Origin of the sequence: Shinella sp. S4-D37, assembly GCF_040812195.1 — a bacterium.
GTDB lineage: Bacteria > Pseudomonadota > Alphaproteobacteria > Rhizobiales > Rhizobiaceae > Shinella.
In genome coordinates this window covers 108,042-123,372 of record NZ_JBFNXL010000002.1, presented here as the reverse complement: position 1 = coordinate 123,372, position 15,331 = coordinate 108,042, and the positions used below count along the sequence as shown (strand labels likewise).

The 15,331-nt window shown below is 66.2% G+C and carries 12 protein-coding genes; 9 read left to right on the top strand and 3 right to left on the bottom strand.

Features of this window, described 5'->3' with window-relative positions; translation table 11 throughout:
* Positions 1-16: 16 nt before the first annotated feature.
* Entirely contained in the window at positions 17-811 is a 795-nt protein-coding gene (locus AB3G45_RS02515) for a LacI family DNA-binding transcriptional regulator (RefSeq protein ID WP_367829083.1), read from the bottom strand.
* A 204-nt stretch (positions 812-1,015) separates the two neighbouring features.
* Here AB3G45_RS02515 and AB3G45_RS02510 point away from each other — a divergent pair, with 204 nt between their 5' ends.
* Positions 1,016-1,141: a hypothetical protein gene (locus tag AB3G45_RS02510; RefSeq protein WP_367829082.1), complete on the top strand. Its 126-nt coding sequence runs from the start codon at positions 1,016-1,018 to the stop codon at positions 1,139-1,141.
* 12 nt (positions 1,142-1,153) lie between these two features.
* Here AB3G45_RS02510 and AB3G45_RS02505 read toward each other — a convergent pair whose 3' ends face one another.
* Positions 1,154-3,145, bottom strand: coding sequence for a hypothetical protein (locus tag AB3G45_RS02505; protein ID WP_367829081.1), 1,992 nt, complete (start codon positions 3,143-3,145; stop codon positions 1,154-1,156).
* Positions 3,146-3,406: 261 nt separating this feature from the next.
* Here AB3G45_RS02505 and AB3G45_RS02500 point away from each other — a divergent pair, with 261 nt between their 5' ends.
* The 7 genes from AB3G45_RS02500 (at position 3,407) to AB3G45_RS02470 (ending at position 14,099) form a co-directional block, all read left to right on the top strand.
* Complete coding sequence (locus AB3G45_RS02500) at positions 3,407-4,642, top strand: serine protease (RefSeq protein ID WP_367829080.1); 1,236 nt, start codon at positions 3,407-3,409, stop codon at positions 4,640-4,642.
* 3 nt (positions 4,643-4,645) lie between these two features.
* Positions 4,646-5,755, top strand: coding sequence for a serine protease (locus AB3G45_RS02495; protein ID WP_367829079.1), 1,110 nt, complete (start codon positions 4,646-4,648; stop codon positions 5,753-5,755).
* 16 nt (positions 5,756-5,771) lie between these two features.
* Entirely contained in the window at positions 5,772-7,049 is a 1,278-nt protein-coding gene (locus AB3G45_RS02490) for a hypothetical protein (RefSeq protein WP_367829078.1), read from the top strand.
* Positions 7,049-9,685, top strand: a complete 2,637-nt coding sequence (locus AB3G45_RS02485; protein WP_367829077.1) for a DNA/RNA non-specific endonuclease — start codon at positions 7,049-7,051, stop codon at positions 9,683-9,685. The genes AB3G45_RS02490 and AB3G45_RS02485 overlap by 1 nt, the downstream gene beginning before the upstream one ends.
* 202 nt (positions 9,686-9,887) lie before the next feature.
* A complete protein-coding gene (locus tag AB3G45_RS02480; protein ID WP_367829076.1) occupies positions 9,888-11,198 on the top strand; it encodes an esterase/lipase family protein in 1,311 nt (436 codons plus the stop codon).
* A 29-nt stretch (positions 11,199-11,227) separates the two neighbouring features.
* On the top strand, positions 11,228-13,180 hold the full coding sequence (locus tag AB3G45_RS02475) for a DNA/RNA non-specific endonuclease (RefSeq protein WP_367829075.1): 1,953 nt from the start codon (positions 11,228-11,230) through the stop codon (positions 13,178-13,180).
* Positions 13,181-13,508: 328 nt separating this feature from the next.
* Positions 13,509-14,099: a hypothetical protein gene (locus AB3G45_RS02470; protein WP_367829074.1), complete on the top strand. Its 591-nt coding sequence runs from the start codon at positions 13,509-13,511 to the stop codon at positions 14,097-14,099.
* On the opposite strand, the gene AB3G45_RS02465 is transcribed toward AB3G45_RS02470, so the two are convergent.
* Positions 13,985-14,686 carry an IS6 family transposase gene (locus tag AB3G45_RS02465; RefSeq protein ID WP_367829073.1) on the bottom strand — a complete coding sequence of 234 codons (702 nt, stop codon included), beginning with the start codon at positions 14,684-14,686 and terminating at the stop codon, positions 13,985-13,987. The genes AB3G45_RS02470 and AB3G45_RS02465 overlap by 115 nt on opposite strands.
* Before the next feature lie 44 nt (positions 14,687-14,730).
* Here AB3G45_RS02465 and AB3G45_RS02460 point away from each other — a divergent pair, with 44 nt between their 5' ends.
* Positions 14,731-15,255, top strand: a complete 525-nt coding sequence (locus tag AB3G45_RS02460; protein WP_367829072.1) for a dihydrodipicolinate synthase family protein — start codon at positions 14,731-14,733, stop codon at positions 15,253-15,255.
* Positions 15,256-15,331 lie beyond the last annotated feature (76 nt).

Below are 15,331 nucleotides of genomic sequence, written 5' to 3'. Positions count from 1 at the left end.
CCTTTTAGGCAGAATTTCAGCTTTGATGGCGCGCGCCACCGATGTTCGCCGCGCCCACGTTGTAAACTGCAGCGATATCGGGGCACTCCTTGAACACCTTTCGCAAAGCCAGCTCGGATCGGTCCCGGTCGTCCAGCCCCTCGATCACGCCGGTAATGCTCCAGCCCGCGGCTCTTTGCTCAGGGTACTCCGAAAAACCGCGTATCCGGTCAGCGTGCGATTGAAAGTTCAAGTGATTGCAGAGGATGACCGTCGGTCCCGGTTCTCGCGTCATCGTGGTGATGAAGTACGCTGCGGAGCGGCCTGCCTGGACATGATCGGTTCCCGCGTACGCCAACCTGGTAGACCCGGGGACATCGGACACCACCGTTACGACGGGAACACACCTCTTACTAAGCCGATCTACGGCTTGGTGAACGAGCGGATGATCCGGCAGATAGGAAACCACGGCGTCAGACGTGCTCTTAGACAGGGCATTGGCGAGGGTTTCCGGTTGCTCGTCCTCGAGGATGGTACGATGTATGGAGATCGATCTATCGAGGAACGGCGCGATCCGCCGGAACTCGTAGCCAAGACGGGCTATCAAAGGCAGTCCCGGCCTGGCGAGTATGACCTCGATCCTGATCTGCCGCCGATGTGCGTCTGGCAGCATTCGGTTGAGACCAAGCTCGCGGGCAGCTTCGAGAACGCGCCGTCTTACCCCCTCGCTCACATTTCCCCGATCGTGAATGACCCTGTCCACACTCGCGGTCCCGACGCCCGCTCGCTGCGCTACGTCGGTAAAGGTAATGCGCTTGGTGGGACGCGGCATGCGGACGAAGCCTCCAGGCGACAGGATTAGAAACCTGGCCAAATGAGTTCGGAAACTGGAATTTTAATAGCGGAATTAAGCCCTTGCCAGATGGGCAAACGGTTTTTTTCATTAGGGCGGCGTGTTCAACATTACGCTGGGAGATCCGCGTTTTTCAACGATGACGGAGGAAGTGTCTGTTCCTGCGTTGCCATCGCGAGGAGTATGGGGCGAGATAGCAAGACGCTGGACATCCTCCGCGAGATCGGCCGCTCCGCGCAGGAGATCGAGTCCCTGCTGGCGCGGAAGATCGTCGCGTGCGCATGGAGCCGCGACTATCTCAGCGACTGACCTCCCGCTCGCTCAGAGCACCTTGAGGCCGAGCGCCGAATCCGTCTCGGGCGAGAGGATGCCGTCGGCCCAGCCGAGTTTTTCCTGCTGCCGCGCGATGAGCGCCAGCCGCGTGACCGGCCCGACAAGCTGGCTCGCGTCGGGAGCCAGGCCGAGCTTTTGCTGGAGTTTCGTCACATCCGGCCCCTTCGAGCCGAAGCGCAGGCGCTTGAGGGCGGCGGCCGCCTTGGCTTTGTCGTCGATCTCGCCGGAGGTGCGCATCGTCGAGGCAAGCGCGGCGTCGAGCCCGGTGAGGAGGACGACGGTGAACTGCCTGCCGTTGTCGGTGTTGGCGAAGGTCTTGCCCATGCCGAGCGCGACGCGGAAGTCGGCCCAGATTCCGGTATGCGTCTTGCTCGACTTGACGTAGTCCCCGGGCAGCGTCAGGCAACCGAGCGAGGAAAAGCCGGTCTGCCGGCGGCCGGGATGAATGTTGTCGGCCGGCGCGCATTTGTGCCAGAAGTCGCGGCGGTCGTAGACCACGTCGTTGACGCTGCGCAGCGCGATGACGACCGAGGCACCGGTCGAATCCTTCGAGAGGCGGAGGACGCCGCGGATCTCGCCGTCGGTGCCGGCGCGATGGATGCCCACCGTATAGATATAGGCGCCGGTCGGCAGCACATTGCCTTCGTAACGGCCCTGCTTGGCGAGCTGGTAGCCTGTCAGCAACGCGTTGACGTTGGGCACCGTCGAGGCCTTGTAGGCCCAAAGTCGCTTGCTCTCGCGATCGAGCACGCCCATGACGCAGCGGAAATCGCGGTGGTTGGGCCGCTGATCGGCGAGCGTGATCGCGGTGACGTTCTCGCGCTTGTCGGCGCCGACGATGCGGGCCCCGCGCAGCGCGAAGACGAGGAGACCGGGAAGCGTGGCAAAGGCGTTGTACTTGACGAGGGCCTCGATGTCGGCGGCGGTGAAATCGAACTCCGTGCCGGGCCGCAGCTTGGGCAGGTGCCGGTAGTCGGGCTGGTCGTCGTCGTTGGGGTTCCACTTGACGTCGGCCGCACTCGGCCCAGGGGCCTCCAGCCCGTCGAACAGGGCCTCGGTCCCATCGACCTCGTCGCCGATATCGGTCTGCTCGGGCACGTCGGCATGGTCCTCGGCGAGCGTCGTGCCGGGCGCCTCTGGCGCGGCGAAGGTCGAGAGCGCGGCAAGGCTCTCGGTGAGCCCGGTTTCCGCCAGGCCCGCCTTAAACAGATCGGCCTCTTCCTCGCGGCGCCTGGAGAGGCTCGACGCGGACCCCCAGATGCGGCGCATGGACAGGAGCTGCTCCGGTATCGCCTCGAAATCCCGCCGCTTGCCCGACGCCATGAGCTTGCGGATTTCGCGCAGCTCGCGATACCGGTCCTCGCTCCGCGTGAAGCCGCCGTTGCCGCGGTTGAAGACGAGGCTGAGGAGCGCGCCGCGCGCATGCGGGTGAAGCCTGTCGAGATTGTCGAGCGCGCCGTAGAGGTCGCTCACGAGCTTGGGCATCTTTGCCGCGTCGAACTGCGCGATGGCCACGTCCCAGCCGATGACGATGTCCTTGAGCGACTGGACCAGCGCCTTGGCCCTGGTGACCTTGGCCGGGCGGTTGGGATCGGCGGTGTTGAAGCCGATCGTCGCCTTCAGCCGGTCGAACTCGGCCCGCGGGATGCGCTGCCCCCAATCCGCGGTGAACTGTGCAAGCCTGTGGTAGCCAAGATCGTAGCCGCAACCAATGGTAATGCCCGAAGCATAACCCGGCCAAACCGGCCGGCCTTTTATGACCTGCTCGTAATAGGCGCGTCCGCCGGTTTCCCACCGGACGACGAAATCGTAGGCCTTGCGGGAGATGACGTCCGGCCACGGCCTGTCGAGCACGGTCGCCTCGAGCCCCTCCATGCTTCCGCCCGCGGCGACGTCGGGAGATTCGCGGTAGCCGAGCGCCTCGGCCAACGCGTCTTCGCTCAAGGGCGGATAGTCTGGAAATGCGGACGATGTGAGCATGGGATGCCTTTCTTGCGCATCTGCGCATGAAATCTCGCCGACAAAAACGCTTTGCCACATTGACACGCTGTAGTTGAGTATGTCAATCTAATTTAGAACTTTGGCAAAACATATGTGCAAGTTGTCTCGCATCAATACGGCAGACACGGCCTGAAGACGAAAACAACACCATAAGTCGTATCATGGCTTGGAAGCCTAGGGGCGGAGGGGCAATCTTGCCCGTGGGGACTTTGTTTCGACCCGGGAACGGGGGAGCAAGCTGTGGCCAGACATGATCGCCTCGACGTGGAAAGACTGGCGCTGCGGCTTGGCCGGCGGCTCGCGCGGCCCGGCGGCTCGCCGCTTGAAAGCCTTGGCGACGCCACGCAGGCGGCGGACCTTTCTCCTGCGGCGATTGCGGAGCGCTGGGGCGCCTCGCGCGCCTTCCTCCTCGATTTCATCCGGCGCGAGATGGGCGACGACCCGAGCCTCGTGGCGCTCGCCGAAGAGGCGCTGCACAACGGCCGCGAGGGGCTTGAACTCATCGGCGGGCATCGCGAGGAGACGGGAACGGAACTGGGCGGTGTCGAGGCGGGGATCGAGGTCATCGTGCGCACCGACGGCTCGCGCCCGGCCTTTCTCATCCGCGACGGGCGGCTGGTCGAAAGCTCGGCGCCGGACAGCCCCTGGACGGAGCTGTTGGGCGATGTGCTTCGCGAAGCGGCGGTCGAGACGCTCATCGGCAGCGTCGGGCGGGTCGACGTGACCCATCCGTTCTATCCCTTCGCGGGGACGGCCTGGCTGATCGCGCCGGATCTTGCCGCCACCAACCGGCATGTCGCGCAGATCTTCGTCGATTTCTTCGACGACGCGGGGCCGAAGATCAGGGCGGGGCTCGATCCCCATGTCGACTTCGGCCACGAGTTCAAGGGGCAGGCCTCGGTGAACCGCCGGCCCATCGTCGAGCTGGTTTTCGCCGGCGCGGAAGCCATTCCCGCCCTTGGCATCAACCATGACCTTCTCGACATGGCGGTATTGCGCCTCGGCGCGCGGGTAACGCCCGGCCCGCCGCAGACCCCGCTCGCCATCGGCACGGGGCCGGCGCTCACCGTCCCGCAGACGCAGGTCGTCGTCACGGGTTATCCGGCAAAACCCCGCCACGACGCGCTCGGCTCGGTGTCGGAGACCGACCGCGTGCTGCAGCGGCTGTTCGGCAAGCTCTGGGGCTTCAAGCGGCTCGCGCCGGGCGAGATCATGCCCCCGAGGCTGACCGGCCGGACGCTGACCCACGACGCGTCGACGCTCGGCGGCAATTCCGGCTCGCTCGTCGCCGGCATCGACACGCTCGCCGCCGTGACGGGGCTCCACTATGGCGGCACCTGGGGCGGCGACCGGGCCAACTGGGGGCATGCCCTGGAAACCGTGCTTGACGAAGAGGGCCTCGCCGGCCTTCGTCATGCGACGCTCCGCGACCTCGCCGCGCACGAGGACGTCCGGATCGTCGCTGCCGGCGGCTAGGCCATGGCTATCGCCGCACGGCTCATCGAACCCCTCGGCATCGCCATCGGCCGGGTTTTCCGGCCGCCGGAACTCGACCTCGTCATGCTCAGGACGACGGGTGACGGGCTTTTTCAATGGGTGCCGCGCGGTCTGAGCGACCGGCAGACGGCGATCGACCTCGTGCAGGTCGTGAGCGAGGCCGATCTCGAGACGATCGTCCTTGCCGACATCCTCGCGCGCCGCCCCGGCAACGCGGCGCTGCGGGCGCTGGTGGCGCAAGCCGCACCCGGGGCACTGGCGGCGCAGGTGGAGGAGATGCCGCTCTCGGCGCAGCATGGCGGCGAGCCGATCCCCGATCCAAACCTCAGCAATGCGTTTGCCCCGGGTCTCCAGCGCAATGTCCGCCCGCATCTTGCCAAGCTCGACCTGATGGTGTGGGTGGAAAGGCTGATGCAGGTGAAGAACCGCGTCTGCCGGATCGAGATTTCGGGCCGGGCGACGGGCACCGGCTTCCTGGTCGGGCCGGAGGCGGTCCTGACCAACTGGCATGTGGTGGAAAAGGCGCATGCCGCCGGAACGCTTGGCACGTCGAAGTGCCGCTTCGACTATGTGAGGCTCCCGGACGGTACGCGCAGGCCCGGCGTCGAGGTCGGGCTCCACGCCGACGGCCTCGTCGATTGGGCGCCCTATGGCGCGGCCGAGGCGACGGACCATCCCGACGATCCACCGCCCACGCAGGACGAACTCGACTACGCGCTGTTGCGGCTCGCCGACGCCGCCGGCGAACATCCCGTCGACGGCGGCCGGCGCGGCTGGCTGACGCTTGCGGCGACCCCGTTCCCGCTTGCGGCGGACGATCCGCTGCTCATCGTCCAGCACCCCGACGGCGCGCCGATGAAGCTCGCCATGGACACCCAGGCGGTGATCGGGCTCAATGCCAACGGCACGCGCGTGCGCTACCGCACCAACACCGAGCCGGGGTCGTCGGGCTCTCCCTGCTTCAGCATGGAGTGGGACCTCGTTGCGCTCCACCACTACGGCGAAGTGGCCCGCTTCAACCAGGGCGTGCCGATCGACCTCATCGGCCGCCGTATCCGGACGGGCCGCAACGCCGCCCTGCTCGGGCCGTAGAGGACGAGGCGACACGATGATCCCCGCCCCTCTCATCGAACCGCTCAGCATCGCCATTGGGCGGCTTTTCCCGCCCGCCGATCTCGACCTCGTCATGCTCAAGACGACGGGCGACGGGCTTTTCCAATGGGTGCCGCGCGGGTTGAACGACCGGGAGACGGCGCACGCGCTCCTCGCCGTCGTCAGCGAACGCGACATGGAGCTGATCGTTCTCGCCGAGTTCGCGGCCCGCACACCCCCCGACAACGGCCTCATCCCGCTCATCGACGAGGCTTGCCCCGGCGCGCGGCAGAAGCTTCCGACCACCCGCGAGCACGTCCAGCAGCTGATCACCGGCATCGACGACATGCGGGCGCGGCTCAACGAGCCGGCGGTGCGGCAGGCGGTCGACAGCTCGAAGGCCAAGCTTCAGGAGATCGTCCGGACCATCGACAGCCTCAAGGTCTACAAGAACCTCCACGAATGCCTGCATCAATTGCAGGTGAAGCAGTTCCAGGCGCTGCGCGCCGCGGCGCGGAAGATGCCGGAAAACCGCGAGCAGGCGCTGGTGCTGCGCGATTACCGGGACCAGTTGCGGGGGGCATGCGTTGCCGCCCGCGGCACCGCGCAGGAGCTGAACGATCCGCCGCGGCGGCAAACCGAGATGTCGTGGATCGACGACCTCGAACAGGCGGGCGACCGTTTCCATGCCGCCATCGCCACGCGCAACGCGCGGGCGGCGCAGACCGCCCTCAAGGATATCCGCTTCGTCATGCGCGCCGCCCCGCCGCGGCTCAACGATCTCATCGCCGCCATCGCCAAGGTGCTGCCGCTCGACGAACTGGAGAAGGCGCTTGGCAGCATCGCGCAGGCCGGTGGCGGCGACACGGTCGCCAACGCGCTTCACGCCCTGCGGCTCATCATCCCGACGATCCGCGCCCGCGTGAACGAGCACAGGAGCTGGCAGGCGGTGGACATCCGCATTTCCGATCTTGACCGGCTGATCGAACAGCAGCCGCGCGACCTTGTCGAGGAATTCGCCAGTGACTGGCTGGAAGTGAAATCGCGCGTCCATGCGCTCGCCGTGCTCGATCCCGGCAGCGATTGGACACAGCGGATCGACGGCTATGCGGGCGAGGTGAGCGACCGGCTTGCGCAGGAGACGGTCGACGAGGCGTTCGAGGATGCCTTCGCGGACTTTCGTGGCGATGCGCAGTACCGTTTCCTCACCGTCGATTCGAAACTCAAGTACGACTGCGGCGAACTCGTCAAGATTGGCGTGCCGCTGCGCGACATGCTGGCGGAGATTGACTGATGACCGAAGGCCCTTCTTCTCCCGTGGCCCTCCCGCAAGCAGCGGATAGCGGCCGTTTCGATTCGCTTGCGGCGCTGCGCGTTGCCCATCTCGACATGATGGAGGGCCTGAAGGCCGGCCCGCGACATGGCGCAGGCGACATCCGCGCCTTCGTCGAGAAGGCGGCGGCGACGGGTACGCTCATCGCCGATGCCGAGGACCGCCGGGCGGCGCAGCGTATTCTCGACTACTGGTCGGCCGAACTCGTCGCCGATCCGGACGGCGAATGGAGCGAATCAGGGCCTGCGGCGCTTGCCCGCTACCGGGACCAGCCGGAAACCGCCGGCGCCGAGGGGCCGCTGGCGGCCGCGACAGACATCGCGCCCGCCAGCGAGGAAAGGCCGGAGAGCAATGCCACATCCGGCAGCAAGGCCGAGGCACGCCTGCACGACCGGCAGGTGCGTTCGCGCCGCTACATCCGCATTGCGGCGCAGGCGCGGCAATGGCGCGAGACCCCGTTGCAGGGATACCTGCTTTCGGGCGACGCGCTCGACGAAGCCCGCGAGTTCCGCGAGGACCCCGATATCGCCGCGCTGCTCGATGCCAGCCTGCAGGCGGAAATCGTCGAGAAACGCCGCGAGCAGCGGCTCAAGAACCACATCATCGCGGCGCTTAGCACGGTCATCCTCGTGCTTGCGGGGCTTGCCTGGTATGCGTCCGACCGCCGGGCCGAAGCGGAATGGCAGCGGATTGTCGCCGAGACAGCAAGCAACGAGGCCCAGGCGGCGCGTGCGGACGCGGAAAAGGCGCTCGCCGACGCCGAAGCCGAACGCGACGCGCTGCGCGAGCAAACGCTGCGGACGGAAGCGGCGTTCGACGACGCGCGGATGTCGCAGAACGCCGCCGAGATCGCCCGCGAGGTGGCAAGCCAGCGCGTACAGGACCTTGAAACGCGACAGGCCGCGCTCGATGCGACGCTCGGCGTCGTCACCACCGGACTGCGCGAGGGAACGCTCGCGCTCAAGGATCTGCCGGAAGCCGTGCAGACCGAAGCGATCGGGCGGCTCGCCGGTGAGATCACCGCCGGGACGCTGCAGCTCGCAGCGCTGCCGCAGGCGCTTCAGGACGCCGTGCGCGCGCTTGTGCCCGATGCCCCGCCCAGTCCGTTCAACGGTGTGCTGTCCGGCTACGATCCGTCGTTCCTGGGGGTCGATATCGCGCTGCCGTCGCTGTCGGCAGAACAGCGGGCAGGCGCTTTCGACGGCGGCCAGCCTGTCCACTATGTCAACTACAGCCTTGTCCTCGATGCCGGGCGGCGCCTGGCGCTGTTCAGCGCGGTCAACTACGATCTGGCGCTTCGCAAGGTGGTCTCGCAGATGCCGGATCAGTTCAGCCCCGATCCGCGCCCGCGGCTGCGCGGGGTGCAGGCCGATCCCGGCTGGTTCGCCGCGACCGGCATCGTGCCGGCACGCCTTGCCGGGCGGAACGACGTCTCGTGGGGCGAGGAGGAGATCACCCCCTCCTGGCTCGCCGAGCTGACCGACGTCTACACCAACGCCGTGCCGCAATATGCCGGCACGACGGGCATGACCTGGGCAGCGCTGGAAGAATGGGTGCGCACGCAGCACAACCCGGCGGCAAACCGAATAACGATCTTCAGCGGCCCGGTCTTCGCGGAGCCGGGCGGTACGATACCGCGATATTTCTGGAAGCTCGCGGTGTCGGCGGCGCCGATCTCGCAGAGGCAGATGGCAAGCCAGCAGATTCTCCTGCCACAGAAGGCTATGCCCTCCATAGGTCCGGGCGACGGTCTCCTCGTCGATGCTTTCCTCGTCCCCAATGAGCCCGGCGGGGGTTACGGCAAGTCGGCGTTCGACCCCGACGCCTACCGCGTGAGCGTTGCCGATCTCGAACGACGGACAGGCCTCTCCTTCGCCGCAGCGATCAAGGCCGGGGATTCCCGCGCCCAACTCGGCGGCGGCCCGGATGGCGAGCGGCTGTCGGCCAGGGTCGCGGGGCTTGACGGCGAGGTGGCCGCCGACCGCATGCGTCTCGCGCAGGAGCTTGTTACCGCCATCCGCGACAAGGATCTGCCGCCGGACGAACAGCAGGCCCTGGTCACGGCGCTGGTGAACATGGCGCAGGATGCCTCGATGCGGACCCTGAGCGCGACCGGGCGCCTCAACCTGCTCGTCGTCCTTGCGCAGGTGCCCGAGGCGCGCTGGGAGGCCGAGGGCTGGCTGCCGCTCAAGGCCGCAGCGCGACGGGCCGTGGCCGACCTCGAAGGCCGCGCCGCCCGCAACGAGACAACCATCGGCCCGCAGACGCGCGCGCCCCTCGACGCGCTCAAGCGACGGATCGGGCTCGCCGGGCCGCCGAAGCAAAGGGTCTACTTCCAGTTCGCCGGCATGACGCGCGGCAGCGCCGTCGCGCTTGGCCAGGCCATGCAGGCGCTTGGCTGGGATGTGCCCGGCGAGGAGCGGACGCGTGCGGCGGCGAACCTGAACGAGGTGCGTTACAATCCCGGCTCGGCCGCGGACAGGGCGGCGGCGGAACTCCTCGCCGCCGACCTCGTTGCGGCCGGGCAGGCAGATGTCGCCGCCAGGCCGGAGAGCCTCGTCGTGCCAGGACAGCTGGAAATCTGGGTCAGCATCTGACGCACGCGCGATCGCTGTCATGATTGCGGGCGCGCCTTCGCTCCGCTCGCCGTCATGTGGGCATGGTCCCTCGTTCCATGCGCTGGAAAAGCCCGCACCATGCCCCCTGGGGCCAAATAGTTTAGCGACGGAACAAAAAACTTTAAATGTAATTTCGACTTTGATAACATCCCTCGGTAGAAAATTTCTCGAGTGTTAAGCCATGACAATCGCAGCCGTTTTCGTTCCAGGCATTATGGGAAGCGAACTTGTCCGGCCGGGAGGCGAAGTCGTCTGGCCGCCGAAAGTCAGCGAGACCGTTCTCGGCTACAAGCGCATTGCCGCCTTGCAGGATCCGGCGGCCCGAGCGACCCGGATCATCGCAAATGTCAGCTGCGTGGACTTCTACGCCCCGATCCAATCGCTGTTCGCCCAGCTCGGCTTCGGCGCCTCGGGGACCAGGAGGCTGGTCGAGCATCCCTATGACTGGCGCCGCGACCTCTTCGACCTGGCCGAGGGTCTGGCGCAACGTCTGGACCACGTCGCCGCGGACGAGATCGTCCTCGTCGCGCATTCCATGGGCGGGTTGATTGCGCGGCTGATGCTGGAAACGCCCTCCTGGCGCGACCGGCCCTGGTTCGGCAGGATCAGCCGCTTTATAGCACTGGCCACGCCGCACAACGGCGCACCGTTGGCCCTGGCGCGCGTCATGGGCCTCGATTCGGCGCTGGGGATCAGCGCGCAGGACTTCGTCACCCTGTCGTCGAACCCGGCCTATCCTTCCGGCTACCAGTTGCTGCCCGCGCCGGGGGAGGATGCCTGCTGGGACACGCGCAAGAATGCGGCGCTTGCACCGCTCGATTTCTACCAGCCCCCGGTGGCCGCGCAGCTGGGCCTGAAGCCCGCCCTCGTTGCCCGTGCCAAGGCGCTCCACGATGCGTTGCGCGCCGGATCCCCGCCTTCGCATGTGCGCTACTTCTACTTCAGCGGCGCAGGCCACAAGACCGTGACGCGGGTAAACGTCGGCGCCGCGGGCGCGCAGAAGGTGGAAGCCCCCGACGCAGGCGATGGCACCGTCCCGATGTGGAGCGCATTCCCCCGCCTGGGACAGAAGCAGACCGTCATCAACGAACACGCCAACGTCTTTCGCGGCGACCCGTTCAAGCGGGTGTTCTTCCGGCTGCTGGGCGGCGATGCCGGTGTCCCGACGGAGGCCCCCGCGGAAGCCGCGTTCCAGCTGGCCGTCTCGCTGCAGAAACCCGTCTTCGTGGAAGGCGAGCCGATCGAGGTCGTCCTGTCCAGCGAGTTGCCCTTCTCGACGCTGGAGGGGCGTCTGGTCTTTGAATCGCGCACGCAGGAGGACGAGGCGGTGTCGGACGCTGCCGCGATCCCGATCGCCTATTCCGGCCCCGGCGTCTATGCGCTGGCCATGACGATGGACGTGGCGCTCGCCCCCGGCCTTTACGAACTGCGCTTCGACGGCGATCGCCAGCAGACGGAGCGCCGCGTCTTCGCGATTACCCGGAAAATGTGACTTTGGCGATCGTCTAGGGGGAGGTGCCGATGTTCCGCAGCCAGTTGGATCAGGTCCGTAGCCGGACCGACGATTTTCGCGACCGGGCCGCACGTATCCTGGCGGCGCGCCGGGCCGCGCTGATCCCCGCCGCCGCGCCGCCGCCGCCGCCGTCCGCGCTGGAACTGGCGGCCGAGGGCCGGGCCGGCACCGCACCCTCAGGCGCGGCCGATACGGCGCTGCTGGAACTCGTGCCTGAAGCGCTTGGCCAATACGGCTGGGCCGAGGCGATCGTGCTCGCGCAATTGCGCCCGGCCTTTTTCGTGTTCGAAAGCGCCATCGACGTCACCGACGCAGTCGAGGCCGACCCGCAGCTGCTGCGGCTGGTGGCCGAAAACCAGGCGACGCTGCTGTCGCGCTGCAAGGGCGTCGGACGTGTCGATCTCACCAATCACTTCAGCTTGCCTTACGGTGGGACCGGCTTTCTGATCGACGACACGCTGGTGGTGACCAACCGCCACGTCGCCCTGATCTTCGCCGAGCGTTTGCGCATGGGCTATCGCTTCCGCCGCGGCCGTTTCGGCGCCGAGATGGAGGCGCGGCTTAATTATCACGGCTTCCTCGGATCGGCCTCGAAGCTGCGCGCCGAAGTCAGCGACGTGCTGTACATCGCTGCCGATCACGAACCCGACTTCGCGCTGCTTCGGGTTGCCCGGCTGGACGACGCCCCGAAGCTGGCCCTCCTCGGCGGAACGCACCGGACGGAACCGCAAACGCCGGTCGCCGTGGTCGGCTATCCGGCCGAGGATGGCGACCGGAACGACACGCCCCTGATGGACGAGGTGTTTCGCGGCCAGTACGAAGTGAAACGGCTGGCCCCCGGCTTCGTCACCGCGCGGTCGGACAACGACATCGTGCTCCTGGCCGACTACTCCTCGCTCGGGGGCAATTCCGGCTCCCCGGTCATCGAGTTGAGCAGCGGCAAGGTGCTGGGCCTGCATTTTGCCGGACGCTTCATGGAGAACAACTATGCCGTCGCCGCCGATGTCGTCGAATCGGCGCGCGCCCAGGTGATCCGCAGCCTTCCCGGCACGGCGATCCCCGCGCCGCAACACATTTCGAAACCCGATGCGTTCGCCGCCCGCAACGGTTACGACCCTCACTTCCTGGGAACCGGCACGCTCTCCGTTCCGCTGCCCGGGCTCGGTTCCTGGGAGGCTGATGTGGCCCCGGTTTCCGACGCTGCCGACGGTGTCCTGCGCTACCGCAACTTCTCGGTGATCCAGTCGGCCTCGCGCCGGCTGCCGCTGGTGACGGCGGTGAATATCGACGGCACGCAGTCGGTGGTGCTGAAGCGCAAGGGCGAGTGGCGGCTGGATGGGCGGATCGAGGCGAAGCACCAGATCGGCAACGCGCTTTACGTCGAAAACGCGCTCGACCGCGGCCACATGGTCCGCCGGCGCGACCCGGGCTGGGGGCCGCACGCGCAAGAGGCGGAGATCGACACCTTCCACTACACGAATAGCGCGCCCCAGCACGAAGACCTGAACCAGAGGGACTGGGTCGGGCTGGAGGACTATGTGCTCGAAGCCGCCGAGACGCGCGGCTTCCGTGTCTCGGTCCTGACCGGTCCGGTGTTCGATGCGGCCGACCGCAAGCTGAAGGTGCAGCCCGGCGCCGAAGACGTCCCGATTCCTGAAGAGTTCTGGAAAGTCGCCGTCATGGTGAACGACGCGACGGGACAGCTTTCGGCCACGGGGTACGTGTTGTCGCAGGGCCGCATGATCCGGAATCTGATCGAAAGCCCCTTCGTCTACGGCCGGTACAAGACCTATCAGGTGCGCATCGCGCTGATCGCGGCCGAAACGGGGCTCGACTTCTCGGCGCTTACCCCGTTCGATCCGCTCGGCGCCGATACGCCGACCGAGGCCAGCTTCGCGGCGGTGGCGCGGGTGGTGAACGGACCGGGCAGCCTCGTCCTTGGCTCGACGGGCCTGTCCTGAGATTGTGCGAGGCCGGCATGTTCGTCATGACAACAGCGGAAATGACCACGTTTACCGGGCGCCTGAGACGTCTCGGCGCCCAGAATCTCGCCCTTCTCTATCTCGACGTGCTCGGGGAAGACGCATCCCATACATTGACGCAGCCGCCTCTGACGACGGTTGTGCAACTCGCGGGCAGGATCGGGTTCAGCGCCACGGACGTCCTGGCTACCTGCGACTGGCTGGCCGCGAATTTCCCCGGCGCGCCCGAAAACGACGACATCGCGCGCATCGCGGACCGCCTGCGCAAGCAGGCGGCGCTGCGGGCGGACAACCCGGTGGACGAGCTGTGGATCGGGGCAACCGCACCGGCCTGCGCAATCTCCTGCGCGACATCTGCGACCACGGCTTCGACTACGGCCTCATCTACGTCGCCGGCGCCACCGCGTCGGGGCGCACGCACAGCAAGCACCTGATCCGCCACGTCGCGGCCCGGCACAACATCCGATACTATATCGTCGATTTCCATATAGAGACCGAGGCGCGGACCCTCGGCCATCTTTACGAGCATCTGAAAGCCGCTTATCGCCTCGCCACGCTGGATGTGCCGATCCACCAGGGGGCGACGCCGGGCGACGTGGCGTTCCGCTTCGCGGCGCGGCTGCGGGCCCAACTCCAGATCGCAATTGAAAAGACGCCGAAACCTTGGGTGGTGATCGATTTCACCGACGAGGTGATCGACCCCGCCGTCGCCGAGTTCATCGGCAGGCACCGTAAACTTAACGCTCGTCAGGCGACAGCGCGGGCTCCTGCTCGGCTTTCCGACTATATCCGAGCGATTTCCGCCCATACGCTCATGGCGGCGGCGCGCAGTTCGCGGTGGTGGCTGGCGGAAATGTCGTGGCGTGAAATGTTGAACAGGTTGGCAATCGGGTCGTGAATGGAGGCGAAGCGCTGCAACTGTCGCCGTGACTTGAAGCGCTTCATGATCCGCTCTCGTCGTCGGACGGGCTGATGGGAGTTCTCTGCCCGGTTGTTGAGGCCTTTGTGGGATCGATGCTCGACGCCGGGCATGATCTCTCGTTTCGCAGCGTCATAGGATCGGAGCTTATCGGTGACTATAACGCGTGGAGCCCGACCTTGACCTTTCAGCAGCTTGCGCATCCGGCGTTTGGCTGCCTTGGCATCGCGGCGGCTTTGAACCAAAACCTCCAGGACAAATCCGTCCTGATCAACAGCCCGCCACAGCCAATGCCTCTCGCCTCGGATCGAAATGACGGCCTCATCAAGATGCCACTTGTCGCCGAGCCGACCGAAAGAACGTCGACGGATCTTGTTGGCAAAGTTGCGACCGAATTTCTCTGCCCACAATCGGATCGTTTGATGCGAAACGATGATCCCTCGCGCCGCCAGCATGTCTTCAACCATCCGCAGGCTGAGCGGAAAACGGAAATACTGCCAAACAGCATGGGCAATGATTTCGGCGGGAAAACGATGGCGGCGGTAAAGAGGGTCTCGGTCAGTCATGGCCGAGCATCCCACATTGAACTCCACTCTTCGTTAAGTTGACGATGCCCCCGATCCTGCTGTACGAAATTCCATACCGCACACGCTTCTCCATGCAGCCGGAAATCATTCACGAGCTTTCCCGTCACGAACGAATCATCGGGATGAAAGTCTGCAATACGGACATGTTTCACTTCCTGCAGATTCTCGCGGGCGTGGATGCAAGCTTCGCGGTGTTGAGCGGCGAAGATACCCTTTTCCCGCTGCATATCGCAGCCGGCGCGCCGGGAGGCATGATCGTTCTGCCGACATTGCTTCCAAAGGCTTGGCGCCAGATCTTCGACCTCGCTTCCACAGGCAAGACGACCGAGGCTCTGGCTCGGCACCGTGAGTTCATTCCGCTGATCAAGATGGCCTTCGCCGAGACCAATCCCGGACCGATCAAGGCTGTCATGGATCTTATCGGCGTGGATTCGCCGGAACTGCTCGCTCCGCTCGTCCCGCCGGCGCAGTCACTGCGCGAACCGTTGCGCGCCGAAGTCAAGCGGTTGCTTGCAAAGTTCGAATCGGGCTGCGATACCGACGCATAACGGATCGAGTTTGAAGATTGTTTTTACGCCACACCAACACCCCGGTGCCTTCGGTGCCCGGGGTGTACCGACTATG